The following is a 25,842-nucleotide window of genomic DNA, read 5'->3' as shown; positions in this document are numbered from 1 at the left end:
CCTACATGGCAACACGTAGGTCGGATTAGCGAGGCCGCAGGCCACGCGTAATCCGATAAATGCCGCAGCGGCAATAAAAAAGCGGAGCAGGGGATATCCCGTGCTCCGCTTCTTGTTTCAAGCCCGGCAGCCTTGCGGTTGCCGGGTGAACAGGCTTACTTGCTGCCCAGTGCGCTTTTCTTGGCGCTTTTCTGACGTGGCTTGGCACGCTTGATGGAACCGCCTTCGGTAACGCGCTCATTGCCCTTGATCATGACTTTCGTCACGCTGGGGCGCTTGGTGCCGCTGGCGCTGGCCTTGACGATGGTCACTTCGCGCATGCCTTTGCCGGCGCTGACCTTCTCCTTAACCACTTCTTTTTTCGGACGGTAGATTACCAGCAGTTTGCCAATATGTTGTACCGGGGCGGCGCCGAGATTGCCGCAAATCGTATCGTACATTCCGACGCGGGCTTCGCGGTCGTCGCCGAACACGCGGACTTTAATCAGACCGTGCGAATCCAGGCCAAGGTCGATCTCTTTGAGTACAGCAGGTGTCAAGCCCGCTTCGCCAATGATGACGATAGGCTTCAGCGCGTGTGCTTCGGCGCGCAGTGCGCTGCGCTCTACGGGTGTAAGTTTTAGCATAATAATATTTAGTAATTCCCTTAAAAGCAGTATTCTACGCGAATGGCAAAGAAGAAATTAAACAAAAACTGGTTGCACGACCACATAAATGATCCTTATGTGAAGTTGGCGCAAAAAGAGGGCTACCGCGCCCGGGCAGCATACAAGCTCAAAGAAATCGATGAAGACGAAAAACTGATCAAGCATGGACAGGTAATTGTCGACCTTGGTTGCACTCCTGGCAGCTGGGCCCAGTATCTGCGGCGCAAGCTGGCCGGCAAGGACGGCGGCGGGGTCAATGGTACCCTGATTGGCCTGGACATGCTGGAAATGGAGCCGATCGCCGATTTCCACTTCATCCAGGGCGACTTCCGCGAAGCGCGCGTGCTGCGCCAGCTGGAAGTGGTGTTGCAAGGACGCAAGGTTGACGTGGTCTTGTCGGACATGGCGCCGAATCTGTCGGGCATTGCCACGGCGGACGCCGCGCGCATGGAACATCTGATCGACCTGGCCATCGAATTCTCGCAATTGCATTTGAAACCATCGGGCGTCTTGCTGGTGAAATGCTTCAAGGACATGGGTTTCAGCCAGATCGTGGAGAAATTCCGCGCTGAATTCAAGGTCGTGGTGCAGAAAAAGCCCAAGGCCAGCCGCGATAAATCGTCAGAAATCTTCCTGATGGGGCGTGGTCTCAAGAATCCGCTGAAAAATGCCGTGCAAGAAGATGATTCCGCCCTTGATATTTAAGCAGGAATCCGCACATGGGAACGAGAAGTGCAGTAGCGTCTGATGGCATAAAAGCCTAAATTGTTTATACTGCATTTTTTTTGCGTGAGCGCGGTTTTTTCGCGCGCACGGATCGGCGGGCTTTGGCACGGCCCGCTTATTGCGAGTAAAATCGTGTTTCTAGCTATTGGTAAAGAGATGCGCACTGCATCCAAGGAGTCTTCGTGAATAACATGTTTTCCAAATCTGCCATCTGGGTAGTCGTATTGCTGCTGTTGTTCATGCTGTTCAAGCAATTCGACAGTCATGGCGCCACAGGCGGCAGCAAGGCCATCGCTTATTCCGATTTGCTGGATGAAGTCAAAGCCAAGCGTGTCAAGGATGTCGTGATCGAAGGTTCGTCGATCACCGCCAAGCTGATGGACGACACCAAGGTGCGTACCACCGCCACCAGCCTCGACAAGGGCCTGATCGGCGATCTGCGCGACAATGGCGTGCACTTCGATGTGCGCCCGCCTGAGGAAGCGTCTTTCCTGCAAACTATTTTTGTATCCTGGTTCCCCATGCTGCTGTTGATCGGCGTCTGGGTCTTCTTCATGCGTCAGATGCAAGGCGGCGGCAAGGGCGGGGCATTCTCGTTCGGCAAGTCGAAGGCGCGCATGATGGATGAAGCCAGCAATACCGTCACCTTCGCCGATGTCGCCGGTTGCGACGAAGCGAAAGAAGAAGTCAACGAAGTGGTCGACTTCCTCAAGGACCCGAGCAAATTCCAGAAACTGGGCGGCCGCATTCCCCGCGGCGTGCTGATGGTCGGTCCTCCGGGCACGGGTAAAACCCTGCTGGCGCGCGCCATCGCTGGCGAAGCCAAGGTGCCGTTCTTCTCGATTTCCGGTTCCGACTTCGTGGAAATGTTCGTCGGCGTCGGTGCTTCCCGCGTGCGCGACATGTTCGAAAACGCGAAAAAGCATTCGCCATGCATCATCTTCATCGATGAGATCGACGCTGTCGGTCGTCACCGCGGCGCCGGCATGGGCGGCGGCAATGACGAGCGCGAACAGACCTTGAACCAGTTGCTGGTCGAGATGGACGGTTTTGAAGCGAACTCCGGCGTCATCGTCGTGGCCGCCACCAACCGCGCCGACGTGCTCGATAAAGCGCTGTTGCGTCCGGGTCGTTTCGACCGCCAGGTTTCCGTCGGCTTGCCCGATATCCGCGGCCGCGAACAGATCTTGAACGTGCACATGCGTAAAGTACCTATCAGTACCGACGTGAAAGCCGATATCCTGGCCCGCGGCACCCCCGGTTTCTCGGGCGCGGACCTGGCCAACCTGGTCAACGAGGCAGCCCTGTTCGCCGCCCGCCGCAGCAAGCGCCTGGTGGAAATGGCTGACTTCGAAGACGCGAAAGACAAGATCTACATGGGTCCTGAGCGTAAGTCGATGATCATCCGCGAGGAAGAGCGTCGCAATACGGCTTACCATGAGTCCGGTCATGCGGTGGTGGCGAAATTGCTGCCAAAAGCCGATCCCGTGCATAAAGTAACGATCATGCCGCGCGGCTGGGCCCTGGGCCTGACCTGGCAGTTGCCGGAACACGATAACTTGTCCGCCTACAAGGACAAGATGCTGGAAGAAATTTCCATCCTGTTCGGTGGCCGCATCGCCGAAGAGATTTTCGTGGGGCAGATGTCCACGGGCGCGTCGAATGACTTCTCGCGTGCCACCAAGCTGGCCCGTTCCATGGTGACCCGCTTCGGCATGTCCGACAGCATGGGCGTGATGGTCTACGAAGACAGCGAAAACGAAGGTTTCTTCGGTGGCGCCACCAAGACGATCTCGGAAGCGACGCAGCAAAAGGTCGATGCTGAAATCCGCAACATTCTCGACAAGCAATATGCTTTGGCGCGTACTTTGCTGGAAAGCAACCGCGACAAGGTCGAAATGATGACCAAGGCCTTGCTGGAATGGGAAACCATTGATGCAGAGCAAATCAATGACATCATGGCCGGCCTGGAGCCGCGTCCACCGAAAGTCATTCCGCCACGCCGCAATGCGGGCGGTGACAGCGGCACGGGCGGCATCTCGCCAAACGTGACGGCACCAGCCTGATAACGGCTGCCCTGACGGGCGGCGCGCGATGGTATGGCAAGAACGAGGGTAAGGAGCGATCCTTGCCCTTTTTCGTTGCCGCAGCAGTTTTTCCCTGACGACTACAAAGATTCACATGCGACACTATTTGCAATTCGGCCGTTTCGGCTTCAACCTGTCCGGCACGCAGGCGCTGGTGATGGGCATCCTGAACATCACGCCCGACTCGTTTTCCGATGCGGGCCAGTATCAGCACCTGGAATTTGCCCTCTCGCGCGCCGAGCAGATGATAGTCGACGGCGTCGACATCATCGATATCGGCGGCGAATCGAGCCGCCCCGGCGCGCCACCATTACCGCTGCAGGACGAGCTTGCGCGCGTCATGCCGGTGCTGTATGGCTTGCGCGACTGCGGCAAGCCCCTCTCCGTCGACACGTATAAACCCGAAGTGATGCGCGAAGCCATCCTGGCGGGCGCCGACATGATCAACGACATCAACGGTTTCCGCGCGCCGGGCGCCATCGAGGCCGTACAGGACAGCGACTGCGCGCTGTGCATCATGCACATGCAAAACGTGCCAGAAACCATGCAAGCCCAGCCCCAGTACGACGATGTGGTGCGCGAAGTCACTGACTTCCTGCGCCAGCGCATCGACACCCTGACGGCGGCCGGCATCGCCCGCGAGCGCCTGTGCGTCGATCCCGGCTTTGGCTTCGGCAAGACGGTGGAGCAGAATTATGCCTTGCTGCGCGCCACGCGCCAGTTGCGCAGCGAGCTGGACCTGCCCGTGCTGGCGGGCCTGTCGCGCAAGTCGATGATCGGCGCCGTCACGGGACGTCCCGTCGAGCAGCGCCTGGCCGGCAGTGTTGCCGGTGCGCTTGCTGCGGTAGCGCAAGGTGCAGAAATTATCCGTGTGCATGATGTAGCTGAAACCGTCGATGCGCTGAAGGTCTGGCGCATGGCACACTGAGCCTGTAAGATTTATCATAAACAACAAGAAGAGAAATACGATGACGCGTAAATATTTTGGCACCGATGGCATCCGCGGCCTGGTGGGCACGGCTCCGATCACCCCCGATTTCGTCATGCGCCTCGGCTATGCGGCCGGCAAGGTGCTGGCCAAGTCGCAAGGCGGCAAGGCGCGCCCGACGGTGCTGATCGGCAAGGACACGCGCATTTCCGGCTACATGCTGGAAGCGGCGCTGGAAGCGGGCATGGCGGCAGCCGGCGTGGATGTGATGCTGGCCGGTCCCATGCCGACACCGGCGATCGCCTACCTGACGCGGGCGTTGCGCCTGTCGGCTGGTGTCGTCATTTCCGCGTCGCACAATCCGTATCATGACAATGGCATCAAGTTCTTTTCCAGCCAGGGCACCAAGCTGCCCGACAGCGTGGAACTGGAAATCGAAGCGGCGCTCGACGAGCCCATGGCCTGCGTGCCGTCGGACAAGCTGGGACGCGCCAAGCGCCTGGACGATGCCCAGGGCCGCTACATCGAGTTTTGCAAGAGCACCTTCCCGAACGAGCTGGACTTGCGCGGCCTGAAGATCGTCGTCGACTGCGCGCATGGCGCCGCCTACCATATCGCGCCGCACGTGTTCCATGAGCTGGGGGCGGAAGTCATCGCCATCGGCAACAAGCCCGATGGCTTCAACATCAATGCGGGCTTCGGCGCCACGGCAACCAAAGCGATGGCCGAAGCCGTCGTCGAGCACGGTGCCGACCTCGGCATCGCCCTCGATGGCGACGCCGACCGCCTGATCATGTGCGACGCCACGGGGCGGCTGTATAACGGCGACGAGCTGTTGTACGTCATGGTCAAGGACCGGCTGGCAACGGGCCCCGTGGCGGGCGCCGTCGGTACGTTGATGACCAACATGGCGCTGGAAGTGCTGTTCAAGCAGCAGGGCATCGGCTTTGCGCGCGCCAAGGTGGGCGATCGCTACGTGCTGGAAGTCATGAAGGAAAAGGGCTGGATACTGGGCGGCGAGGGCTCCGGCCATCTGCTGTGCCTGGACCGCCACACGACGGGCGACGGCATCGTCTCCGCGCTGCAGGTGTTGTCCGCGCTCAAGCGCAGCGGCCAGAGCCTGCAGCAATGCCTGGCCGAACTGGTACTGTTCCCGCAAACCCTGATCAATCTGCGCGTGGCGCCCGGTTTCGACTGGCAAAAAAATGCCGCCATGGTGGCCGAGAAAGAATTGGTCGAGGCCGAACTGGGCGACACGGGCCGCGTGCTGATCCGCGCATCGGGCACCGAGCCGTTGATCCGCGTGATGGTCGAGGCGAAAGATAAAGAGCAGGCTGAATCGATGGCGCGCCGCATCGCGGATAAAGTTACGGCGTGATAGGCAAGAACCGATAGTTATTTCCATCTAATTCGTCTATGGCAATTGACGAAATTGGATGGGGGCGTTATTATCTTGTCTTCGGAGTGTGGCGCAGCCCGGTAGCGCACCTGGTTTGGGACCAGGGGGTCCAAGGTTCGAATCCTTGTACTCCGACCAAAGTCATAAACGGGCTGTCAGAAATGACAGCCCGTTTTCTATTCCGCGCTGGCATTTCATTGCTGGCGCGCATAGATTAAAATACTGCACCTTTCCGCCCATCGTTCAACGGATAGGACAACGGTCTTCTAAACCGTGAATGGGGGTTCGATTCCCTCTGGGCGGACCAGTTTCATACTGGCCACGGCTTGCGCCATGCGGCCGCAACTTCTCTCTTTCCTGTCTGTCAGCACGCGGCCCTAAGGCTGCGCAAACAGCACCATGCTCAGCAAATACAGCAGCGGCACCGCGCACAGCAGCGCCGAGCATACCGAAACGATTTTTCTGTTGGCCAGTCGGGCCAGACGCAGCCGTTCCCGCACGGGCAAGTGCTGGCGGATCACGCTGCGCGCGCGTGGCTGAAACGGTTGTTCGTGCATGAGATCTCCCTTGTCGATCAGCGGTTGATGCTGTCGAGCATAGCGAGGGGGATCTAAAAATGGTGTAAACAGTGGGCCTGGCGCCGCAAGCGCGGCGTAAAGATGCCGCTGCCGTGATGAGGCTTATTTATGAGGCTTGCTCTCCCTGGCGGCGGCGTGCCAGGAAGCCCAGCATGCCCAGGCCGGCGAGCAGCATGGCATAGGTTTCAGGTTCCGGCACGGCGGAAATGAAGGCCCTGTAGTTGCTCAGATCCTTGGGCAGGCCCGCCACCGTGAAAGTGGCGCCAGCGGCCACAGGTGCGGCCCAGTGGAACACCAGTTCGCCCTGGCCGAAGTGGATGGCCAGATAGTCATAGGCGGCCGCGCTCGTATACGAATTGACGCCGCCGCTCAAGCCTGCCGTGGTGCCGGCAGTGCAGCCCGAGGTGGCGTTGTCGCAAAACGAGACGGCGGCGCCCAGACTGCTGCCGAACACGCCATTGATGTAACCCTGGATGGCCACAGGACTCTGCGGCACCAGATTATCGTCATAATATTTCACCTGCAGTGCCGGCGATGGTGAATACGTGACGGCGCTGCTGGCGATGACGAAACCGCTGGCCGGACCCACGTCGATCCATGTGGCAGCCTGTGCCAGGTCCCCAAAGGCCGTCAGGGCGGCCAGCATGGATGCCTGTATGGCAACGCTTGTTATGCTTTTCATCAAAATCCCCTTTGTTTTATTGAAGGCATTTCATGGCTTCAGGGCGCGCGCCATCCTGTCAGGGAGGTCATTTTGTCGCCCGATCGCCTTTGCGTGAGTACGCATATGCAAGCTTAGTCTCGATGCAAATCAATGCAATTTAAATAATTCTATTGATTTATTTGATAATATCGCATACGCCTATTTATGGCTGTGCTAGCGAGAGTGCTCGCGGCGATCAGAAACGGCGTGAGAGGACACGCCGCTTGGTGCCAGAGGGGGAGGCAGGAGGAGGCTTCAGTCGTTGTTGTTGCTGACGCCAAACAGGCGGTCCTTGGCGTTGAGCAATTTTTGCACCTTGGCGCCCATTTTCATCAGCTGCGCCATCGATTCGGGCGACAGGCGCTGCAAGTCGTCGAACCAGGTGTTGGCCAGGTCGACCAATTCATACATTTCGCGCATGCGCTCCTGCGCATACTGGTCCACGGGTTCCGTGGCCGGCGCCAGCAGCGATTCGCGCAGCACCGTCAGGGTGGGCGCCACTTCGCGACGCCGCCGTTCGGCGGCCACCACGCGGAAGATTTGCCACACATCGCCCAGAGACGAAAAATACTCGCGCCGGTCGCCGGGAATGCGCGACTGGCGGATCAAGCCCCAGCCCTGCAATTCCTTCAAGCCAATGCTCACGTTCGAGCGTGAAAAACTCAGGTGTTCCGCGATTTCGTCCGCGTGCAAAGGATGCTCCGCGACAAACAACAAGGCGTACACTTGTCCCACCGTACGGTTAAAGCCCCAGCGGCTGCCCATCTCGCCGAAATGGCTGACAAAGGTCAGGATCAGCGGCGTCATGTGGATATTTTGAGTTTTCATAATTATCTGAATTTTTTCACGCCACACCCGCAGGGTCAATTGATATATGTCATGTTTCGCAGTATTATACAAAAAATCGAATTTACAGAAAATTCTGAAAACTCAAAAAGTATAGAGATGCCGACCACGCCACTGTCTTTGCCCCGCTTTATCCTCCCCCGCGCCGCCAGCCTGGCGCAAGGCGGCGCCGCCTTGTTGTGGCTGCCACAAGCGGCCTTGCTGGCCTGGGCCGTGCAAGCCATGCTCGATGGTGCACCGTGGCGCGCGGCCCTGTTGCCGGCCGCTGGCGTGCTGCTGCTGGGCGTGCTGCGCGCCAGCGGTGAAGCGTGGGGCGCGCGGCGCATGTACGCGGCGGCGCGCGCCCATCTGAGCACCTTGCGCGCCCAGGTGGCGCAAGCGCTGGCGCAGCGTTCGCCGCTGGACCGCCAGCGCGCGCAGTCGGGCCAGGCGGCCAGCGTCATCGCCGAGCAGGCCGAAGCCATCGTGCCGTATCTGGTGCGCTACAAGCCGGCGCGCTGGAAAGTGCTCACCGTGCCGCTCGTGATCCTCGCCGTCGTGACGCCGCTGTCGTGGATCGCCGCCTTGATCCTGCTCATCGCCGCGCCCCTGATTCCCGTCTTCATGGCCCTGGTGGGCATGGGCGCGCAAGCGGCCAGCCGCGCGCAGATGGTGGAAATGGGCAGCATGAACGCCTTTCTATTGGACCGCCTGCGCGGCCTGGCCACCCTGCGCGCGCTCGACGCCGTCGACGCCACGGCCGCGCGGCTGGATGCCTCGTCGCAATCCGTGCGCCGGCGCACGATGGTGGTGCTGCGCATCGCCTTTTTGTCGTCCGCCGTGCTGGAACTGTTTTCCGCGCTGGGGGTGGCCATGGTGGCGGCGTTTATCGGGTTCTCCTTGCTGGGCAGCATCAATTTCGGCACCTGGGGCCGCGAACTGACGCTGGGGCAGGGCTTGTTCATCCTGCTGCTGGCGCCCGCATTCTTCGAACCCTTGCGCGAACTGGCCGCCGTCTGGCACGACAAGGCGGCCGGCGAAGCGGGCCTGGCCGGCCTGCATGACCTGGCGGGCGAGGGCGTCGCCCTGCCTGGTGCCGGCGTGGAAGTTGCCGCCGTTTCCGCCGCCGCCATGGCGGTGGCACCACCACCGGCCATCGACATCCGTGAACTGCGCTTTGCCCACCCTGGCGAAGCGCCCGTATTCGACGGCTTTGACTTGACGGTGCGCGCCGGCGAACACGTGGCCCTGCTGGGCGCCAGCGGCGCCGGCAAGACCACCTTGCTATCCTTGCTGGCCGGCTTGCTGCCCGCCAGCGGTGGAGAGATACGCATCGGCGGCGTGCGCCTGACCGACAGCAGCGTCAATACATTGCGCCAGCGCATGGCCTGGATGGGCCAGCGTCCGCACGTGTTTGCCGCCTCCGTCAGCCAGAATGTCACCCTGGGCCGCGTTGGCGCGAACGCGGCGCAGGTGGCGCAGGCGCTGCATCTGGCCGACCTGGCTAGCGTGGCGCAGGCGCAGCCGGCCATCATGCTCAGCGATGGCGGCCAGGGCTTGTCCGGCGGCGAAGCCGTGCGCCTGGCCCTGGCCCGCGTGGCCCTGCATCCGCATGCCGATTTGCTGCTGGTCGATGAACCGACGGCCCACCTGGACAGTGAAACGGCGGCGCGCGTGACGGACGCCTTGCTGGCACTGGCCAAGGGCAAGACGATGCTCGTCGCCACGCACGACCCCGTGCTGGCTGGCCGGCTGCAGCGCACGGTGCAGGTCGATGTCCGGGCGCAGGCACAGGAGCACGAACAGGAACAGCCGGCATGAACACTTCCCTCATATCGAACCCCGTCCTGCGGCAATTGCTGCTGGCGCAACCCGGCAAGCTGATCGGGGGCGCCTTGCTGGCGGCCCTGACGGCGGTGGCCGGCATGGCCTTGCTGGGCTTGTCCGGCTGGTTTATTACCGCCACCTCGATTGCCGGCCTGCATGCCTCCACGGCCGTGCTGTTCGACGTGTTCGGCCCGTCGGCCGGCATCCGCCTGCTGGCCATCGGCCGCACGGGCTCGCGCTATGCGGAGCGGCTCGTCACGCACGACGCCACGTTCGCCGCGCTGGCGGCCATCCGCGTGCAACTGTTCCGCGGCTGGACGCGCCCGGAAGCGGCCAGCCGCCTGCTGCGCCAGCCCGCCAAGCTGCTGTTTCGCCTGACGGCCGATATCGACGCGCTCGAAGCGCTGTATTTGCGCCTGCTGGTGCCTGCCTTCACGGCACTGTGCGTAGCGCTGCTGGCCGGCGTGGCGCTGGGCGTGATGCAGTGGCAGCTGGGCCTGGGCCTGGCCGCGTGGCTGCTGGCCGCCGGCGGCGGCATCAGCTGGCTCGTGGCGCAGCGTGCCCGGCGTCCCGCCATCGTGCGCTCGCGCGCCATCGAAAAATTGCGTTCCGGCACCATCGACCTGGTGGCCGGCCAGACGGACCTGGTGATGGCGGGCCGCATCGACGCCCAGTGCGCCGCGCTGGGACAGATCGACCGCTCGCTGGCGCAAGCCGATTTCGCCCTGCTGCGCCTGGAGACGGCGGCCGGCGCCGCGTATGGCGTGGCCGGCAGCGCGACTCTGGCAGCGGTGCTGCTGGCCGTGGCGGCGCTGGTGCAGCAGCAGGTGCTGAACGTGCCGCTGGCGGCGCTGGCCCTGCTGATCGCCCTGACGGCCGTGGAACCGTTTGCGGGCTTGCGCCGTGGCGCGCTGGAAGCGGGCCGCATGCTGCTGGCCATGCGCCGCCTGGCGCCGCGCCTCGATGGAGAAGATGTACCTCCGCCGCCCGTCGACGCCGCACCGGGCTTGCGCCTGGAACACGTCAGCGCCGCGCATGCGGGCAGCAATAATGCCATCTTGCACGATATTTCCCTGCATATCGCCGATGGCGAGCGCGTGGCCGTGATCGGCCCCAGCGGAGCGGGCAAGTCCACCTTGCTGGCCATCGCCGCGCGCGAGCTGGCGCCGCTGTCGGGCACGGTGCACGCGGGTCGCGCCTGTTTGTTCACGCAGAAGACGGAATTGTTCCAGGACAGCCTGCGCGACAACCTGCGCCTGGCCGACCCGTCCGCCAGCGATGCGCAGCTGTGGGCGGCGCTGCAATCGGCCGGCCTGGAGGAGGAAGTGCGGGCCTTGGCGGGTGGCCTGGACACCATGCTGGGCGAGGGCGGCCTGGGCTTGTCGGGCGGACAGGCGCGCCGGCTGGCGCTGGCGCGGCTGTTCCTGCACGCATCGACCTTGTGGCTGCTGGACGAAGCGACGGAAGCGCTGAATGCGCAGGTGGCGATCGACGTCCTGCAGCGCCTGCGTGCGCGCAGCGAAGGACGCAGCTTGCTGATCGCAACCCACTTGCGGCGCGAAGCGGCGCAGGCGGACCGGCTGGTCAGCCTGCGCGACGGCCGCATCGTCGGTGACGCGCGCCGTGGCACACCCGCCTTCGAGGCGGCGCTGGCCGGCTTGCGCGGCGATTGAAGAACAATAGGAGAGACACAGGCGGCGCTGCCTGACAGCTTTGCCACAACGGCGCCAAGCGAAACAGCATCAGATTGATACCAAGTTTACAATTACAGTAGGGAAACACCAAGGAAATCATATGGACTTCGATATTGTCGCTTTATCCAGACTGCAGTTCGCGCTGACAGCTCTGTACCACTTTATATTCGTTCCGCTGACGATCGGCCTGTCAGTGATCCTCGCCATCATGGAGACGGTTTACGTGATGACGAACCGCCCCATCTGGCGCGACATGACCAAGTTCTGGGGTGTCTTGTTCGGCATCAACTTCGCCATGGGCGTGGCGACGGGCATCGTCATGGAATTCCAGTTCGGCATGAACTGGAGCTATTACAGCCATTATGTGGGCGACATTTTCGGCGCGCCGCTGGCCATCGAGGGCTTGATGGCTTTCTTCCTGGAAGCGACCTTCGTCGGCCTGTTCTTCTTCGGCTGGGACAAGCTGTCGAAGCGGGGCCACCTGGTCACCACCTGGCTGGTGGCCATCGGCTCGAACTTCTCGGCCCTGTGGATTCTGATCGCCAACGGCTGGATGCAAAATCCCGTCGGCGCGGCCTTCAATCCGCAGACCATGCGCATGGAAATCACCGATTTCGGCGCCGTGCTGACGAATCCCGTGGCACAGGCGAAATTCGTGCACACGGTGTCGGCCGGCTATACGGCCGCGTCGATTTTCGTGCTGGGTATTTCCGCCTGGTATCTGCTGAAGGGCCGCCACGTGCAGCTGGCCAAGCGCTCGATGACGGTGGCCGCCTCGTTCGGCCTGGCCGCCAGCCTGTCGGTGGTGGTGCTCGGTGATGAAAGCGGCTACCTGTCGTCGGAACATCAAAAGATGAAGCTGGCCGCGATTGAGGCCATGTGGACCACGGAGCCGGCGCCCGCCGCCTTCACGGCCTTCGGCTTCCCCGACGCGAAAGCGCGCGAGACGCATTACGCCGTGCACATTCCGATGGTGATGGGCCTGATCGGCACGCGTTCGCTGACGACGGAAATCCCCGGCATCGAGCAACTGGTCGACCGCGGCGAACTGCTGATCCAGGATGGCATCAAGGCGTACGACGCGCTGCAAACCATCCGCGGCGTGGCGCCGGGCGCGCCCGTGCCGCAGGAGGCGAAGGATATGTTCGAGTCGAAAGGCCAGTCCATGGGCTATGCCTTGCTGCTGAAACGCTATGTCGACGATCCGCGCCAGGCCACGCCCGAGCAGATCCGCAAGGCCGCGCTCGATACCGTGCCGCCCGTGGGGCCCTTGTTCTGGTCCTTCCGCGTGATGGTGGGCCTGGGCATGTTCTTTATCTTGTTGACTGGCACGTTCTTCATCCTGTCGACGCGCCGCACCCTGGACAAGCACCGCTGGCTGCTGAAGCTGGCCGTATTCGCCATCCCGCTGCCGTGGGTGGCGATTGAGGCGGGCTGGATCGTGGCTGAAGTGGGCCGCCAGCCATGGGTCATCGAAGGCGTGCTGCCGACGGCCGTGGCGGTCTCGAACCTGGGCGCGACGACCTTGCTCATCACCATTGCCGGCTTTGCCGCCATCTACACCGTGCTGTTGATTATCGAAATGAAGCTGATGCTCAAGGCCATCCGCAAGGGGCCGGAAGAGACGGCGCCGGCCCCCGTGCCAGCGGCCGCAGCCATTCATACTCAACGCGCCTAAGGAGGGCCAGACCATGATTTTGCATGAAATGATTTCTTACGAAACACTGCGCCTGATCTGGTGGCTGCTGATCGGCATCTTGCTGGTGGGCTTTGCCATCACGGACGGCTTCGACCTGGGCACGGGTATCCTGCTGCCCTTTGTCGGCAAGACGGACCTGGAACGCCGCGTCGTCATCAACAGTATCGGTCCCGTGTGGGAAGGCAACCAGGTGTGGCTGATCCTCGGTGGCGGCGCCATCTTTGCCGCCTGGCCGCAGCTGTACGCCGTCTCGTTCTCGGGCTTTTACCTGGCCATGTTCGTCATCCTCGTGGCGCTGATCGTGCGTCCCGTGGCGTTCAAGTTCCGCAGCAAGCGCGAAGATCCGCGCTGGCGCGCCCGCTGGGATGCGGCCCTGTTCGTGGGCGGCTTCGTGCCGGCCCTGATCTGCGGCGTGGCGATCGGCAACGTGCTGCAGGGCGTGCCGTTCCGTTTCTCGCCAGACATGCACATCTTCTATGACGGCACCTTCTTTGCGCTGCTCAACCCGTTCGCCTTGCTGTGCGGCCTCGTCTCGGTGGCCATGCTGGTGATGCACGGCGCCACCTGGCTGCAGCTGAAAACGGACGGTGCCGTGGCTGACCGTGCGCGCCGCTACGGCAGCGTGGCGGCGATCGCGACAGTCGTGCTGTATGCGGCCGCCGGCGTGGCCCTGTGGCTGTGGGTCGATGGCTACCGTGTCACCAGCGCCGTCGTCGTCGACGGTCCGTCGAACCCCATGCTGAAAACGGCAGAAGTGCACGTGGGCGCCTGGTTCCTCAACTTTGCCGCCCATCCGTGGACCTGGATCGCCCCTGCGATAGGCTTGCTGGGTCCCCTGCTGGCGTTTGCCTTCCTGCGCGCGCGCCGCGAAGTGCCTGCCTTGCTGGCCAGCGCGGCTGCCATCGCCGGCATCATCCTCAGCGTGGGCGCGGCCATGTTCCCGTTCATTCTGCCCTCGTCGATCGACCCGCGCGCCAGCCTGACGGTGTGGGATTCCTCGTCCAGCCACATGACCCTGTTCATCATGCTGGTCGTCACGGCCGTCTTCATTCCCCTCATCGTGGCGTACACGACCTGGGTATATAAAGTACTGTGGGGCAAGGTTGATGCAAAAGCCATCCAGGACGACAGCGGTCACGCTTACTAAGAATTAAGGAAAGGAACTAACTATGTGGTATTTCGCCTGGATACTGGGTCTTCCGCTGGCGGCGACGTTCGCCGTGCTCAATGCGATGTGGTATGAAATTGCCGACGGCGACACGACGCCGGAGCAATACCGTGACACGCCGAAGTAGGCGCGTGTCGGCTTGACTGGCCCCGCCCGGCGCGATGGTTTTACCATCGCTGCCCGGCGGGGTTTTTTTATGCTTGTTCACGGATGTCCGGAAAGCAACCACAGCAATAAGAATGCGCTGAAGAAAGGATCGCTTTGTTGTGCAAGCAACATAGAACTCGTCGCCATGCGGATAGAGATTCACGACATAAATTTATGTATTTTGTTTTATTTTTTTTGTTTTTGTTAATTTAATTAATTTTTCGTTGAATTTTCATAAATTCGATGTAGAATAAGTTGCCTCTTATAAAAATTAAATACCGTTTTAATCATATATCGGACTTCGAATGATCGCCTGCCATACATGCGCGAGCAGTGTTACTCCGTAGCTGAACCAGATGCAAGCACAGCTAATATAAGGAAACATCATGAATATGTTACGAGTACTCAAACTATCGCACCGTTTAGCTGTGCTGATTGTGATCTTTTCAGCTGGCTTCATCCTCTATGGCCTATGGTCGTTCAAGACTCTGCAAGAATGGAAAGTGAACGGTCCGGTCTATCAGAAAATTGTGCAAAGCAAGGATCTGATTGCGGACGTGTTGCCACCGCCGGAGTACATACTGGAATCCTATCTGGTCAGTTTTCAGCTGCTGGCGACCGAGGATCGTGCCGAACAGGCGCAGTTGATCGCACAATTTAAAACGCTCAAACATGATTACGATGAGCGCCATGCATTCTGGAAGGGCGCGACACTGGATGCCGATATCGCCGGGCTGTTGCTGAACAAGGCGCATGCGCCGGCACAGGCCTTCTATACGACGGCACTGCAACAGTTCATCCCCGCAATAGAGGCACAGGATAAGGCTGGCGCTACTGTTGCGATGAAAGAAATGACGATCAGTTACACCCAGCATCTGCAGGCCATCAAGCAACTGGTAGAGATGACCACCCAACGCGCGTCGGCGACAGAGGCGGAGTCGGGCGCGCGCATCACGGTGGCGAGCAGCTTGCTGTTGGCGATACTGCTGCTCTCGCTGGGCATTGGGATTGCGGTGGCTGTGCTCATTAGCAAGAGTATTACCAGGCCACTGCAGGATGCCGTGAAGGTGGCCCGCATTGTCGCATCCGGTGACCTGCGCAGCCAAATCGCGACCGACTATCGCGACGAGCCGGGCGAATTGATGAGTGCTCTGAAAAGCATGACGGAGAGCCTGCGTCATACGGTGGGCCGTGTGCGTGGCGGGACTGAAACCATTTCGACTGCCTCGCAGGAAATTGCTGCAGGAAATATGGACCTCTCGGCCAGAACGGAGGCACAGGCCGGTGCACTGGAGCAAACGTCGTCGGCGATGCAGCAGTTAACCAGCACTGTCCAGCAGAATGCCGAAAGCGCCCAGCAAGCCAATCAACTGGTTTTGTCGGCGTCAGCGGTCGCGGTGCAGGGCGGGAAAGTGGTTGAGCGTGTCGTCGCGACCATGGTATCCATCAAGGATAGCTCGAAGCGTATCGTCGAGATCATTTCCGTGATCGATGGCATAGCGTTTCAGACCAATATTCTGGCCCTGAACGCGGCTGTCGAAGCGGCGCGCGCCGGTGAACTGGGGCGCGGTTTTGCCGTCGTCGCATCGGAGGTGCGCGCCCTGGCGCAGCGTTCCGCCAGCGCCGCCAAAGAGATCAAGCAGCTGATTGCCGAGTCGGTCGAAAAAGTCGAGCTTGGCAGCAATCTGGCCGATGAGGCTGGCGGCACGATGCAGAAAATCGTCTCCTCTGTGCAGCAGGTGGCGGGCATCATGGGGGAAATCGCCGTCGCCAGCCACGAACAAAGCGACGGCATCAAACAGGTGAATCAGGCCATCAGTCAGATGGATGCGGTGACCCAGCAGAATGCCGCCCTGGTCGAACAGGCCACAGCGGCAGCGGCCAGCATGCAGGAGCAGGCGAACAGTATGATGCAGGACGTGCGCGTGTTTAAACTGCTGGCGTCTTGCTGACCGGCTTGGGGATGGCAATGGCAATCGGATCGCTGGCCGGAAAGCTTTCCTTCAGCGCTTCATCCAGCGCTTGCTCGGCATGGCTTTCGCTGGCCGGCGTGGGCGAATCGCGCTCCGGTGGCGGGGCGGGCGTGGTGGCGGCGTTGGTGCTCGAATGCATGGTCATCCCCTTGCGGTGGTGTGCCACCCGGCCGGAATGGTCGTGGCACGTGCTGATGTTTCCATCCTAGCACATCGCGCAGCGCGCCCGCTGCGCCTGCCCAAGGGGAGGATGGCGGCGTCTGCTACACTGCGCTCCACTTTTATCGACGGAACCGCCATGACTTCCCTTCCTTTGCCGTACCGCGCCACCGCCTTTGACGCCTGTGCCTGGCTGGCACAACAGACGGGCACGCCGTGGACCCTGGCGCGCCTGCTCGAGCAGGGCGGCTTGCCATATGTCTGGCTCGATTACAGCGACGCCTGGGCCGAGCTGTTCCATGATGGCGTGACGCGCTATGCGGCGCCCGTCGTGTTTGTCGAGGACAAGCAGCACCTGGCTTCGGGTGCGGACGACGTGTGGCTGCGTTTTACGCGCGATTCGGGCAATCTTCCCATCGAACTGAAAGGGCAGGGCTTGCGCGTGCCGCTGGACGGCTTGCACTTCCAGGAGCGCGATCTGTTGCGCTTGCTCAAGGAGTTGCAGCACCCGCAGCCGGCCGAGCCGGAAGCCGGAGCTGACAAGGCAGCGCCGTTTGTCTTGCCCAGCGCCCTGAAGGGCCTGGGACGCGAGCAGATTTTGCTTGCCTTTGCCGGCGTGGGCAAGGTCGACCTGGACAAGGGCATGGCCAGCGGCGTGGGCATCTTTGGCGACGATGGCGCGCGCGTGCGCAAGAATTCACGCGGCGGCAAGAACAGCCACCTGTGGCATCCGGTGACCCTGGCGTTCGGCTTGCACGACGTGCATCGCGTGCCGATGGCGCACCTGAAGAAGGCGTTCGCCACGCAACCGTTGCTGCGCGAATGGAAGGCGGACTGGCTGGAGTCGCTGCGCCTGCTGGGCGAGTGAAGGGCAGGACAGTTTTTACAGCTCGATCGGCGCGACGTCCGTGCCGATATCGGGCGCCGCGTAATGCATGCTGAAATATACGAAAGCGCCGATATTGAGGGCGACCGTGATCCAGAACAGGATGCGGAACGAACGCTTGCTGGACTTGTGGCGCAGCCATTGCTGGGCCAGCACGCCGCCCGGCCAGCCGCACAGCAGTCCCAACAGCAGCAAGGTGCGTTCCGAGGTGCGCCAGCGTCCCTGTTTGGCGGCCGACTTGTCGATCGCATAGGCAACGAAGCAGCTCAGGCTCAGCACGCCATACACGAGGGCGACCAGGACGGGGATGTGGAAAAAGAACGTGGCCAGTAAATACAGTACGACAAAGAACAGGATGACAAGGTAGGGCATAGGATGTGTGGTTTTGAGCGAGGGCGTGAGTATCCCACACGGGGAATGATGCCGCCGCCTAAAATAAACAGCCTTGCGCCGTATCGATGTGCACGGCGCGGCGGCGGGCGTGGCCCGTTTTCAGCGCTTCGCGGTCGCTGGACAAGGAAATACCTTCCAGCGCCAATAACGTTTCCTTCGCATGCAGGCCGCCCGCAAAGCCCGTCAACTCGCCCGTGGCGCCGATGACGCGGTGGCAGGGGGCGATGATGGAAATGGGATTCTTGCCGTTGGCGGCGCCCACGGCGCGCACGGCGGCGGGGCGGCCGATCTGGCGCGCGATCTCGCCATAGCTGCGCGTCTGGCCGTACGGTATCGTCAGCAGCGCGCGCCAGACTTCCTGCTGGAATGGCGTGCCGGCAAAATCGAGCGGCACGTCGAATTGCTGGCGCGTGCCGGCGAAATATTCCACCAACTGGCGCGCCGTTTCCAGCAGCACGGCGCAACCGTCATCGACGCGCATCGCGCCCAGGCGCACGCGGTTGGGCTTGTCGTTTTCCCACAAAATCGCGGCCAGCCCCGCGCCGCGCGCCACCAGGGTCAGCTCGCCCACGGGCGAGGGCACCACGATGCAGTCGTATTCCATGTTGGTTCCTTGATCGGAGAGCGCCAGTGTAGCAGGCTGGCGGCCGCACGCATATTGCAGGTAGGATAGCGTTTTCGGCATGGAGCACTGGCTTTGACGACGATCCCCACTTATGACGCTATCCGCGCGATCGCCGTGCGGCTGGTGCAGGAACGCTATCCCACGGCCGTGGCGGCCATCATCGGTGGCTCGTTTGCCACGGGCCGGCAAACGCCCACTTCCGATATCGATTTGCTGCTGCTGTTCGAGCACGTCGACTGCGCCTGGCGCTCGACCATCGCGGCCGAAGGGCGCACGGTGGAACTGTTCGCGCACGACCTGGCCACGTTCACGTATTTTTGCAAGGAAATGGATGCACCGGGAGGCACGGTGCCGCTGGCGATGATGGTGGTGGAAGGGGAAAACATCGTCGCAGCCAGCGACGCCTGCACCCGGCTGCACGCGCTGGCGCAAGCCATCGCCGCAGCCGGGCCGCCCGTGCTCGACGCGGAGAACTTGCAGCGCCGGCGCTACGCCATCACCACCGCGCTGGAAGACCTGGTCGACAGCCGGCACCCGGGCGAGGCGCTGGCCGTCGCTTGCCAGCTGTACGAAGCGCTGGCCGACCTGCACCTGCGCGCGGCCGGCGAATGGAGTGGCGGCGGCAAGCACCTGTTCCGCTGCCTGCAGGCATTTGACGCGGCCATCGCCGGGCAACTGGACGGGGCCTTGCGCCTGCTCGCCAGCGATTTGCCGGCGGGCCAGCGCGCGTTCGAGCACGTCGCCGCCGCCGTGCTGGCGCCTGTGGGCGGACCCTTGCTGCATGGCTTCTGCCTGCCCGCGCCCGCACACTGGCGCAGCGCGCCAGTGTGATGGTCGCGCTTAAAACGCCGTGCGCACGGCCAGGCTGATGTTGCGCGGCTCACCCCAGAACACGCCGTCGAAGAAGCCCACGTTGCGGTAGTACTTTTTATCGAGCAAGTTATTCACGTTCAGCTGCACGCTGGCGTGGCGGCTGAGGGCATAGCTGGCCATGGCGTTGACCAGCGCATAACCGGCCTGCGGGATATTCGTCATCTCGCCCGATGGCGGGCGGCCGTACCACGACTCGCTGTAGGTGGCGCTTTGCGCCGTCATGCTGGCGCCCGCTTTCAAGCCCGTGAACCGGCCGTCGAAGCGGTAGCTGGTGGCCAGACGCAGCAAGTGGCGCGGCTGCGTGGTGACGGCGCGGCGGCCGTCGGCCTCGGCCGCGTGCAGATAGGTATAGCCGCCGCTCGCTTCCCAGGCAGGCGTGATCTGGCCGGAGACGTCGAACTCGACGCCCTTGGCCGTCACGCCGGCGCCATTGGCCACCATGGCCTGGCCACCGTCGGGCAGCAGAAAGCCGGGCGGTACCGTGCGGTCCAGTTCGGCCATGTTCTTTTTCTTCGTGTGGAACAGGGCGGCCGACGCGTTCAGCTTGCCTTCATAAAATTCGCCCTTGATGCCCAGTTCCGCATTGTCGCCCGTTTCCGGCGCCAGGAACTGGTTGTTGCGGTCCTTGCTCGATTGCGGGTTGAACAGCTGCGTAAAGCTGGCGTAGGCCGAATATTGCTTGTTGATGTCGAACACGGCGCCCACATACGGCGTGACTTCATTGCGCGTTTCCACGAAGTCGCCGCTGCCCGTGTAGGCGCCTTGCGTGTTGTAGCTGCGCGTGTCCGTGCGGTAAGTACTGCTGCGCGCGCCGATGATCACATGCAGCGGGTCGGCCAGGCTCAATCGCGTGGCCACATAGCCGCCCGCCAGGCGCGTCACGGTTTCCGTGTGCGAGCCGTCCGGGTGGAACACGGGGCGGGGAATGTTGCCCGTCCAGCTGCGGTAATCGGGGAGGAATTTCGAGTAATTGATTTCCGCTTTGCCGCCCAGCGAACGGGCGCGCTGGTTGCCGCCGTTCCAGCCGACGATGGCCGTATGCTTGCGCCCCAGCAAGGTGAAGGGACCGCTGGCGTACACGTCGAAATTGTCGTCCGTGTTCTTGCCCGCGCCCCAGGCGCCCGTCCACAGTTCCATGCCTGCGCCGGTGGCGGGATCGGGATAACCTTTGCCCGCATAGAGAACGGTGGTGCGGTTCGTGCTTTCCGTGCGCGCATAGCCGAGGTGCAGATTCCAGTTGCCGGGCAGGCGCTGGTCCAGCGACGTGAATACCGTGTGCTGCTTGTTGGCCCAGGTGCTCCATGGCGCCGTCCAGCTGGTGTTGCGCGGCAAGTTGGCCAGGCTGCCATCCGCGTTCCAGTAGGGCACGGCGCCCCAGGTGGCGCCTGTGGGCTGGTTGTCCTGGAAGTCGACGCCGGCCGTCAGCAGGGTGCCGGGACGCAAGTCCGCCTCAACGATGAGCATGCCGACCGTCTTGCGCTCGTGGTACATGTCCAGGTAGGAATCGCGTTTTTGCCAGGCCAGGGCCGTGCGCGCACGCACGCTGCCCTGCGCGTTCAGGGGCGTGGACAGGTCGGCTTCGAAGCGTTGGTCATCCCAGCGGCCCATGATGAGGCCGGCGCTGGCCTGGAAGGTTTTCGTCGGCCGCTTGCGTATCATGTTGATGGTGGCCGAGGGGTCGCCCGTGCCGCCCATCAAGCCCGTGGCGCCGCGCACCACCTCGATGCGGTCGTACAGGATGGTGTCTTGCAATGGCGCATTGCCGCCGCGCGCCATGCCATCGATCTGGATATTGTTGATGCCGAAGCCGCGCGCACTAAACGTCGTGCGTTCCGTGTCGTTCTGGTTCACCTGGATGCCCGTCGTCTGCGCCAGCGCCTGGTCCAGCCGCACGGCGCCCAGGTCGTCGAGCAGCTGGCGCGTGATGACGCTGACCGATTGCGGCGTCTCGCGCAAGGACAGGTCCATGCGCGTGGCACTGCGCGCTTCGCCTGCCGTGTACGATTGCGTGCCTTCCGCCGTCGCTGTCGACTGGCCTGTCACGGTGACGGCCGGCATGGTCACGTCGGCCGCGGCGGCATCGGCGGCCTGTGCCGGCAGGGCCACGCCAGCGGCAAGGCTAAGCAGGCTGATGTGTAATAGACGGGGCAGGGGGCGCAAGACGGGCTGGCGCGAAGAAGGGAAGGCGGTGGTCGATTGCATTATTTTCCTGGAGTATTTTTAGTCGTGTGTGTTCCTATCTCGTCTGGCGAGGTGCGCAGTAGCTGGGGGGATGGCATGACGCTGGCCCGTGGTCTGGCTTGGATAGCAGTTCCACCGCAAGGCCCGGCGCGGTCGGGCAGTGGAAAAGAAGGGCGCGCGATTCCACTCACTTTCGTGAATAAGAATCATTATCAATATAGGTGGTATTTGCCAAATAATCAAGCGTGTGCACCAAAAGAGTGCGGCAGGCCAATGGAGGCGCATCGTCCGGCCTTCTGCGATAATGCAGGCGCTGATAAAATATTTTCCTCATTGAAAGAAATGCATGCGTACATGGATCGCTTGTGCCGGATGGTTGTGTGTCGTGTCGCTGGGCCAGGCCCAGGAACACGCGCCGCCGCCGGCTGTTCCCGCGCCGCTGCAGAGTGCCAGCGTGCCGCCTGTTACCGATGCCGTGCCGCCGCCCGTTGCGCCAGCGGAGGACGCCTTGCCCCCGCAAACGGTGACGGTCACGGCCAACAGCGACGCCAAGGCGCCGCGCATCCGTTTCACGGCGTACCGCGAGAGTTATCTGACGGCCAGGAAAGTGTGGCAAGTGTCGAGCGGCAGCGTGGTCATGGCCCTGCGCCTGATTCCCGCCAAGCTCAGCGCCACCATCGACGATGTGCGCGTGGCCCTGCAAGGCAATGGCACTCCCGTGCCGATCAAGGTATCCGCCGGCGGCGTGTTTGTCGTGCCGCTCAACGACGACATCGCCGCGCAGGATGGCATTTTCCTGGTGAACAAGGGCAGGGGCGAGCTGACGGCAAATATCGTGCTCCAGCCGTCCGTGGCGCGCGATGCGTGGAATGTCACGCGCGTGGGGCAAGTCTTGCGCGACGCCCGTCGCGCCGTGCGGGCCATCACGCCGTGGTACAAGCGGCCGTTCGCCAGCGATGTGCAATCGCTGGCCTTTTGCGCGACCGAGCGGGGCAGTGCCTTGCAGCTGATGGATGGCGAGCAAATGATCGCCACCTTGCCCATGAATGAGCCGGCCGTCAACGACATCAATCAGCCCGTGTTTTGCAAGATTTTCGACGGCGAAGACAAATACCCGGGACACTACCGCGTCGTCCTGCCCGAGCAGGCCACGGTGCTGCTGCTGTAGATCTAGTTGGGCTGGCGCTGCACCAGCTCCAGGGCGGCCGCCAGGGCCAGGTCCATGGTGGCCTGGTGGAAGATCAGCCATTGCGGCAGGAGCGACAGCGCATGGCGTCCCTGTTCCAGGTCGCCTTCATCGACGGCGGCCCACGCATGGTGCAAGCCGCTGAGCACGCGCGCATGCTGTTCCCGGTGATTCGCCAGCGAGGGAAAACCGATTTGTTCCATCAAATCCTCTTCCTCGCGGAAATCGCGCTCGACGGCCGCAATCAGTTCACGAAACGCCACGCTGAAATGCTGGTCGCTCAACTGCCCCAGCCGCGCCAGCTCCTGAAACAGCGCCTCATGCGCCTCGTCGATGGCGGGAACGCCCAGCGCCATCTCGTCTTTCCAAGCCGATATACCCATGCCGATGCTCCCGGTTAAGTCCGTCGCGATGCGAAGCGGACTGTTCCAGTGTGGACGCAGCGAAGGGGGAAATCCATGACCTGGATCAAAATTATGGTGAAGAGGGGGAAGGTTGAGGCACTGAGAAATGAAGGAAACGGGGAACAAATCACCATCCGCAATAAAGCGGTTTTAATGATGCGCCGAGTTACCGAGTGCCGCCGCGCTTTTTAATGCTTGGGCCAGCGGGCCCAGAGAGCTTGTGCGTCTACATTCGGTACTTGCAGCTGCTGCCCGGCCGACGTCTGCATCGCGTCGCGCAGTACGAGGGGCACGAGCAGCAAGGCCGACAGGGCAAGGCAGGCCAGCACTTTGAGCGTCAACATGGTCGTCTCCCGGTGTCCCGGTGGCGGCGCGGGGATGCGGCGCCTGCCGGTCACTTCCTATGTACTACCATGCTTGCAGTTTAGTTCATCTGATTGAAACTTCAACTAGTTGCTGTGGTGCACCGCACCAGTTCGCCTGTTGCCAGGGGCTTATTTGGCCTTGCGGCTGCGCCGCGGCTTGCCTGCCGGGGGCAGGAAGGAATCGAACCACACTTGCGTCAACTGCCGCGTATTTTTCGCCGCTTCGCGCTTGACGGCGGCCGTGGCGTGGCCGCGCGCCGTGTTGGCGATGCGGTTGGCGGCGCTCAGGTACATGCTCATCCAGGGGTTTTTCATGGGGTGCCTCGCAGACAGTGGGTGGCGCGGCGGGCAGGGCGCCATGCCGCGATGTCCCCACTCTAGTCCGATGGCTGGCGCTGACTGTGCGCCCGCCCACATAGCCGGGCGGCGCTGACCATGTGCTGAGGCAGATCAATACACATCGCGGCGGTAGCGTCCCGCCGCCAGCAGGGCGTCGAGGCCTTCCTGGCCCAGGACTTCTTGCAGCACAGCATCGATTCCTGCCGCCATGCCTTGCAGGCTGCCGCACACGTAGACGATGGCGCCGTGCGCCAGCCAGTCGCGCAGTTCATCCGCGCTGGCGCGCAGGCGGTCCTGCACGTATTGTCGTGTTTCACCATCGCGCGAAAAGACACGGTCCAGTCGTGCCAGGTGGCCAGCGTCGAGCCAGCCTTGCAACTCTGCGCCGCAGACGCTGTCAAAAGCTTGCTGCCGTTCGCCAAACAGCAGCCAGTTACGGGCCAGCCCCGCCCGCTGGCGCGCGCGCAGGTGCGCACGCAGGCCGGCCAGGCCGGAACCATTGCCGATATAAATGCAGGGCACGTCGGTCAGGGCGGGCGCGAAGGCGGGATTGGCTTGCAGGCGCAGGCGGATGGTGCTATCCAGCGGCGCGAAGCGCGTGAGCCAGCCGGAACAGATGCCGTACCCGTCGTTTTCCTCGCCCGCATGGCGCTCCTGGCGCACCAGCAACTGCAGTTCGCCATCGGACGGCAGCGAAGCGAGCGAGTAGCTGCGCGGCGCATGCTGGACTTTATGCTCACCCTGCGCGTCACCCTCGCTGCCGTCCGCGTTGCAAGCGATGATTTCCGCCAGCGCCCCCGCTTCCCAGGTGGCGCCGGCCGGACCCGTCAAGGTGATTTCATGCAGTTCGCCGCCCAGGCTGCCAGGGTTCAGCAGCACGCGGCGCGCGAGGCGCCACTCGGCGTACGACGCTTCTTCCTGCACGCCGATGGCGTCGATGGCGCTGCCGCTGCAACGGGCCAGCGCTTGCGACCAGTCGGCCAGGGCGGCGGGGTCTTGCTTGTCCACTTCGATCAGCGGGAACAATGGCGTGGCGCCCAGCGCGCGCAATTGCCGCTCCAGCGCATGGCCGAAGCCGCAGAAGTCGCTGTAATGGCGGTCGCCCAGGGCCAGCATGCCCACTTCCAGGCCGGCCAGCGGCGTGCCCGACGTGTGTTGCAACAGGCGCGCGAAGCGGCGCGTGCCGTCCGGCGCCTCGCCTTCGCCAAAGGTGCTGGCGACGATCAGGGCCCGCTCGTACTGGCGCAATTGCGCGGGATCAAAGCGGTCCAGCGACTGCACGTCGACGGCCACGCCCGCCTGCTGCAGGGCGCGCGCGCTTTCCAGCGCCAGGCGCTCGGCCTGGCCCGACTGGCTGGCGTAGGCCACCAGAGTGGGCAAGCCCGTGTCCGCCTGGCCCGGCGCGCCGCTGCCCAGCAGGGTGCGTTGCGCCTGCACAGCTCGCTTGGCCTTGCGGCGGCCCAGGTACAACATCCAGCCCGTGATGGCGAACAGGGGCAGGCCCAGGCTGGCCAGGGTGACGATGATGCGGCCCGGCAAGCCGAAATACGTGCCCATGTGCAGCGGATAAATGATGTTGACGAGGCGCGAACCGAGCGCCTGCTGGCTGTACGGCGCGTTTTCCGTGAGCGCGCCGTCGGCCGGGGCAATGCTCATGCGGCTGCGCGCCCGCTCGTGCGGGGCGTCGCTGGCCAGCCACGTGAATTGCACGGCGTCGCCGGGGCGCGCGGGCAGGCGCAGCGTGGCCAGGGTCCAGCCGGGGGCATGTTGCTGGAAGCTGCTCCAGGCCAGGCCGATGTCGACGGCGGGCGATGACGCCTTCGGCGCACCTTTCTTGCCCGGCGCTTGCGCCACCCGTGGGGGCTTGCCGGCCCAGGCATCGATATTGTCGCGCACCACGTCATAGCTCCAGTAAATGCCCGTCAGGGTCAGCGCCACGTAGACGACCAGGCACCAGGTGCCGGCCACGGCGTGCAGATTCCACAAAAACGAGCGGCCTTTCAATGCAGGATCGAAGGTCAGCCAGGTGC

26 protein-coding genes and 2 tRNA genes are annotated in these 25,842 nt (G+C 62.8%); 16 read left to right on the top strand and 12 right to left on the bottom strand.

Annotated features, from left to right (window positions below; translation table 11 throughout):
- Positions 1-155 precede the first annotated feature (155 nt).
- Entirely contained in the window at positions 156-626 is a 471-nt protein-coding gene (locus tag K0F86_RS21805; RefSeq protein WP_010397237.1) for a YhbY family RNA-binding protein, read from the bottom strand.
- Between the two features lie 42 nt (positions 627-668).
- Here K0F86_RS21805 and K0F86_RS21800 point away from each other — a divergent pair, with 42 nt between their 5' ends.
- From K0F86_RS21800 to K0F86_RS21775, 6 genes are all read left to right on the top strand, one after another.
- Positions 669-1,352, top strand: a complete 684-nt coding sequence (locus K0F86_RS21800) for an RlmE family RNA methyltransferase (protein WP_096234939.1) — start codon at positions 669-671, stop codon at positions 1,350-1,352.
- 203 nt (positions 1,353-1,555) lie between these two features.
- Positions 1,556-3,439 carry an ATP-dependent zinc metalloprotease FtsH gene (gene ftsH / locus K0F86_RS21795; protein WP_071077941.1) on the top strand — a complete coding sequence of 628 codons (1,884 nt, stop codon included), beginning with the start codon at positions 1,556-1,558 and terminating at the stop codon, positions 3,437-3,439.
- A 115-nt stretch (positions 3,440-3,554) separates the two neighbouring features.
- Positions 3,555-4,388 (top strand): dihydropteroate synthase, encoded by an 834-nt coding sequence (gene folP / locus K0F86_RS21790; protein ID WP_219136276.1) that lies wholly within the window; start codon positions 3,555-3,557, stop codon positions 4,386-4,388.
- 40 nt (positions 4,389-4,428) lie between these two features.
- Positions 4,429-5,766 carry a phosphoglucosamine mutase gene (gene glmM / locus K0F86_RS21785; RefSeq protein ID WP_219136275.1) on the top strand — a complete coding sequence of 446 codons (1,338 nt, stop codon included), beginning with the start codon at positions 4,429-4,431 and terminating at the stop codon, positions 5,764-5,766.
- An 82-nt stretch (positions 5,767-5,848) separates the two neighbouring features.
- Positions 5,849-5,925 (top strand) — tRNA-Pro (locus tag K0F86_RS21780).
- A gap of 94 nt (positions 5,926-6,019) precedes the next feature.
- A tRNA-Arg gene (locus K0F86_RS21775) sits at positions 6,020-6,094 on the top strand.
- A 70-nt stretch (positions 6,095-6,164) separates the two neighbouring features.
- Here K0F86_RS21775 and K0F86_RS21770 read toward each other — a convergent pair.
- From K0F86_RS21770 to K0F86_RS21760, 3 genes are all read right to left on the bottom strand, one after another.
- On the bottom strand, positions 6,165-6,344 hold the full coding sequence (locus K0F86_RS21770) for a hypothetical protein (protein WP_219136274.1): 180 nt from the start codon (positions 6,342-6,344) through the stop codon (positions 6,165-6,167).
- Positions 6,345-6,471: 127 nt separating this feature from the next.
- The gene (locus tag K0F86_RS27700; RefSeq protein WP_257572296.1) at positions 6,472-7,047 is read right to left on the bottom strand and encodes a PEP-CTERM sorting domain-containing protein; all 576 of its coding nucleotides are present in this window, start codon (positions 7,045-7,047) and stop codon (positions 6,472-6,474) included.
- Positions 7,048-7,323: 276 nt separating this feature from the next.
- On the bottom strand, positions 7,324-7,896 hold the full coding sequence (locus tag K0F86_RS21760; protein WP_242428456.1) for a GbsR/MarR family transcriptional regulator: 573 nt from the start codon (positions 7,894-7,896) through the stop codon (positions 7,324-7,326).
- A 117-nt stretch (positions 7,897-8,013) separates the two neighbouring features.
- On the opposite strand from K0F86_RS21760, the gene cydD reads away from it, so the two are divergent.
- The 6 genes from cydD to K0F86_RS27860 all read left to right on the top strand — a co-directional run bounded on the left by cydD (position 8,014) and on the right by K0F86_RS27860 (position 16,380).
- Entirely contained in the window at positions 8,014-9,714 is a 1,701-nt protein-coding gene (cydD, locus tag K0F86_RS21755; RefSeq protein ID WP_219136273.1) for a thiol reductant ABC exporter subunit CydD, read from the top strand.
- The gene (locus K0F86_RS21750; RefSeq protein ID WP_219136272.1) at positions 9,711-11,393 is read left to right on the top strand and encodes an amino acid ABC transporter ATP-binding/permease protein; all 1,683 of its coding nucleotides are present in this window, start codon (positions 9,711-9,713) and stop codon (positions 11,391-11,393) included. Before cydD ends, K0F86_RS21750 begins: the two co-directional genes overlap by 4 nt.
- Positions 11,394-11,514: 121 nt before the next feature.
- Complete coding sequence (locus K0F86_RS21745; protein WP_219136271.1) at positions 11,515-13,092, top strand: cytochrome ubiquinol oxidase subunit I; 1,578 nt, start codon at positions 11,515-11,517, stop codon at positions 13,090-13,092.
- Between the two features lie 13 nt (positions 13,093-13,105).
- Positions 13,106-14,260 (top strand): cytochrome d ubiquinol oxidase subunit II, encoded by a 1,155-nt coding sequence (gene cydB, locus K0F86_RS21740; protein ID WP_219136270.1) that lies wholly within the window; start codon positions 13,106-13,108, stop codon positions 14,258-14,260.
- Positions 14,261-14,282: 22 nt separating this feature from the next.
- On the top strand, positions 14,283-14,408 hold the full coding sequence (cydX, locus tag K0F86_RS21735) for a cytochrome bd-I oxidase subunit CydX (protein WP_070258990.1): 126 nt from the start codon (positions 14,283-14,285) through the stop codon (positions 14,406-14,408).
- 406 nt (positions 14,409-14,814) lie between these two features.
- On the top strand, positions 14,815-16,380 hold the full coding sequence (locus K0F86_RS27860) for a methyl-accepting chemotaxis protein (protein WP_306823218.1): 1,566 nt from the start codon (positions 14,815-14,817) through the stop codon (positions 16,378-16,380).
- Here K0F86_RS27860 and K0F86_RS21725 read toward each other — a convergent pair.
- Positions 16,358-16,540, bottom strand: a complete 183-nt coding sequence (locus tag K0F86_RS21725) for a hypothetical protein (protein ID WP_219136269.1) — start codon at positions 16,538-16,540, stop codon at positions 16,358-16,360. The two genes, K0F86_RS27860 and K0F86_RS21725, sit on opposite strands and share 23 nt — an antisense overlap.
- A 159-nt stretch (positions 16,541-16,699) precedes the next feature.
- On the opposite strand from K0F86_RS21725, the gene K0F86_RS21720 reads away from it, so the two are divergent.
- On the top strand, positions 16,700-17,428 hold the full coding sequence (locus tag K0F86_RS21720) for a hypothetical protein (protein WP_219136268.1): 729 nt from the start codon (positions 16,700-16,702) through the stop codon (positions 17,426-17,428).
- A 15-nt stretch (positions 17,429-17,443) separates the two neighbouring features.
- Here the strand turns inward: K0F86_RS21720 and K0F86_RS21715 are convergent, their stop codons facing one another.
- Together K0F86_RS21715 and K0F86_RS21710 are read right to left on the bottom strand one after the other, a co-directional pair.
- A complete protein-coding gene (locus K0F86_RS21715; protein ID WP_219136267.1) occupies positions 17,444-17,818 on the bottom strand; it encodes a DUF1294 domain-containing protein in 375 nt (124 codons plus the stop codon).
- Positions 17,819-17,876: 58 nt separating this feature from the next.
- Positions 17,877-18,443 carry a methylated-DNA--[protein]-cysteine S-methyltransferase gene (locus K0F86_RS21710; protein WP_219136266.1) on the bottom strand — a complete coding sequence of 189 codons (567 nt, stop codon included), beginning with the start codon at positions 18,441-18,443 and terminating at the stop codon, positions 17,877-17,879.
- Between the two features lie 93 nt (positions 18,444-18,536).
- On the opposite strand from K0F86_RS21710, the gene K0F86_RS21705 reads away from it, so the two are divergent.
- Positions 18,537-19,295, top strand: coding sequence for a nucleotidyltransferase domain-containing protein (locus K0F86_RS21705; RefSeq protein ID WP_219136265.1), 759 nt, complete (start codon positions 18,537-18,539; stop codon positions 19,293-19,295).
- A 9-nt stretch (positions 19,296-19,304) separates the two neighbouring features.
- Here K0F86_RS21705 and K0F86_RS21700 read toward each other — a convergent pair whose 3' ends face one another.
- Positions 19,305-21,539, bottom strand: coding sequence for a TonB-dependent siderophore receptor (locus tag K0F86_RS21700; RefSeq protein ID WP_219136264.1), 2,235 nt, complete (start codon positions 21,537-21,539; stop codon positions 19,305-19,307).
- A 325-nt stretch (positions 21,540-21,864) separates the two neighbouring features.
- Here K0F86_RS21700 and K0F86_RS21695 point away from each other — a divergent pair, with 325 nt between their 5' ends.
- The gene (locus K0F86_RS21695; RefSeq protein WP_219136263.1) at positions 21,865-22,686 is read left to right on the top strand and encodes a hypothetical protein; all 822 of its coding nucleotides are present in this window, start codon (positions 21,865-21,867) and stop codon (positions 22,684-22,686) included.
- A 2-nt stretch (positions 22,687-22,688) separates the two neighbouring features.
- Here the strand turns inward: K0F86_RS21695 and K0F86_RS21690 are convergent, their stop codons facing one another.
- Positions 22,689-23,087, bottom strand: coding sequence for a bacteriohemerythrin (locus tag K0F86_RS21690; protein ID WP_219136262.1), 399 nt, complete (start codon positions 23,085-23,087; stop codon positions 22,689-22,691).
- 75 nt (positions 23,088-23,162) lie between these two features.
- Here K0F86_RS21690 and K0F86_RS21685 point away from each other — a divergent pair, with 75 nt between their 5' ends.
- Positions 23,163-23,300, top strand: a complete 138-nt coding sequence (locus K0F86_RS21685) for a hypothetical protein (RefSeq protein WP_219136261.1) — start codon at positions 23,163-23,165, stop codon at positions 23,298-23,300.
- Here K0F86_RS21685 and K0F86_RS21680 read toward each other — a convergent pair.
- The 3 genes from K0F86_RS21680 to K0F86_RS21670 all read right to left on the bottom strand — a co-directional run.
- A complete protein-coding gene (locus tag K0F86_RS21680) occupies positions 23,297-23,452 on the bottom strand; it encodes a hypothetical protein (RefSeq protein ID WP_219136260.1) in 156 nt (51 codons plus the stop codon). The genes K0F86_RS21685 and K0F86_RS21680 overlap by 4 nt on opposite strands.
- 150 nt (positions 23,453-23,602) lie before the next feature.
- A complete protein-coding gene (locus K0F86_RS21675; protein WP_219136259.1) occupies positions 23,603-23,788 on the bottom strand; it encodes a hypothetical protein in 186 nt (61 codons plus the stop codon).
- 135 nt (positions 23,789-23,923) lie between these two features.
- On the bottom strand, positions 23,924-25,842 hold a 1,919-nt coding region (locus K0F86_RS21670), incomplete at its 5' end, for a sulfite reductase flavoprotein subunit alpha (RefSeq protein ID WP_257572295.1).

Origin of the sequence: Janthinobacterium sp. UMAB-60 (genome assembly GCF_900095235.1) — a bacterium.
In the GTDB taxonomy this organism is placed as follows: Bacteria; Pseudomonadota; Gammaproteobacteria; order Burkholderiales; family Burkholderiaceae_D; genus Janthinobacterium.
The sequence above is the reverse complement of the archived record's forward strand: the minus strand, read 5'-3'. Positions and strand labels throughout refer to the sequence as shown.

Excerpts from the sequence above, each read along its gene's own strand:
- K0F86_RS27700 (WP_257572296.1), bottom strand. The coding sequence starts at position 7,047 with ATGAAAAGCATAACAAGCGTTGCCATACAGGCATCCATGCTGGCCGCC.
- K0F86_RS21675 (WP_219136259.1), bottom strand. The coding sequence starts at position 23,788 with ATGAAAAACCCCTGGATGAGCATGTACCTGAGCGCCGCCAACCGCATC.
- K0F86_RS21720 (WP_219136268.1), top strand. The coding sequence starts at position 16,700 with ATGACTTCCCTTCCTTTGCCGTACCGCGCCACCGCCTTTGACGCCTGT.
- K0F86_RS21745 (WP_219136271.1), top strand. The coding sequence starts at position 11,515 with ATGGACTTCGATATTGTCGCTTTATCCAGACTGCAGTTCGCGCTGACA.
- K0F86_RS21770 (WP_219136274.1), bottom strand. The coding sequence starts at position 6,344 with ATGCACGAACAACCGTTTCAGCCACGCGCGCGCAGCGTGATCCGCCAG.
- K0F86_RS21715 (WP_219136267.1), bottom strand. The coding sequence starts at position 17,818 with ATGCCCTACCTTGTCATCCTGTTCTTTGTCGTACTGTATTTACTGGCC.
- cydD (WP_219136273.1), top strand. The coding sequence starts at position 8,014 with ATGCCGACCACGCCACTGTCTTTGCCCCGCTTTATCCTCCCCCGCGCC.
- K0F86_RS21760 (WP_242428456.1), bottom strand. The coding sequence starts at position 7,896 with ATGAAAACTCAAAATATCCACATGACGCCGCTGATCCTGACCTTTGTC.
- folP (WP_219136276.1), top strand. The coding sequence starts at position 3,555 with ATGCGACACTATTTGCAATTCGGCCGTTTCGGCTTCAACCTGTCCGGC.
- K0F86_RS21700 (WP_219136264.1), bottom strand. The coding sequence starts at position 21,539 with ATGCAATCGACCACCGCCTTCCCTTCTTCGCGCCAGCCCGTCTTGCGC.
- K0F86_RS21805 (WP_010397237.1), bottom strand. The coding sequence starts at position 626 with ATGCTAAAACTTACACCCGTAGAGCGCAGCGCACTGCGCGCCGAAGCA.
- K0F86_RS21710 (WP_219136266.1), bottom strand. The coding sequence starts at position 18,443 with ATGGAATACGACTGCATCGTGGTGCCCTCGCCCGTGGGCGAGCTGACC.
- K0F86_RS21685 (WP_219136261.1), top strand. The coding sequence starts at position 23,163 with ATGACCTGGATCAAAATTATGGTGAAGAGGGGGAAGGTTGAGGCACTG.
- K0F86_RS21750 (WP_219136272.1), top strand. The coding sequence starts at position 9,711 with ATGAACACTTCCCTCATATCGAACCCCGTCCTGCGGCAATTGCTGCTG.
- glmM (WP_219136275.1), top strand. The coding sequence starts at position 4,429 with ATGACGCGTAAATATTTTGGCACCGATGGCATCCGCGGCCTGGTGGGC.
- K0F86_RS21690 (WP_219136262.1), bottom strand. The coding sequence starts at position 23,087 with ATGGGTATATCGGCTTGGAAAGACGAGATGGCGCTGGGCGTTCCCGCC.
- K0F86_RS21800 (WP_096234939.1), top strand. The coding sequence starts at position 669 with ATGGCAAAGAAGAAATTAAACAAAAACTGGTTGCACGACCACATAAAT.
- K0F86_RS21680 (WP_219136260.1), bottom strand. The coding sequence starts at position 23,452 with ATGTTGACGCTCAAAGTGCTGGCCTGCCTTGCCCTGTCGGCCTTGCTG.
- cydX (WP_070258990.1), top strand. The coding sequence starts at position 14,283 with ATGTGGTATTTCGCCTGGATACTGGGTCTTCCGCTGGCGGCGACGTTC.
- K0F86_RS21695 (WP_219136263.1), top strand. The coding sequence starts at position 21,865 with ATGCGTACATGGATCGCTTGTGCCGGATGGTTGTGTGTCGTGTCGCTG.
- K0F86_RS27860 (WP_306823218.1), top strand. The coding sequence starts at position 14,815 with ATGAATATGTTACGAGTACTCAAACTATCGCACCGTTTAGCTGTGCTG.
- cydB (WP_219136270.1), top strand. The coding sequence starts at position 13,106 with ATGATTTTGCATGAAATGATTTCTTACGAAACACTGCGCCTGATCTGG.
- K0F86_RS21725 (WP_219136269.1), bottom strand. The coding sequence starts at position 16,540 with ATGCATTCGAGCACCAACGCCGCCACCACGCCCGCCCCGCCACCGGAG.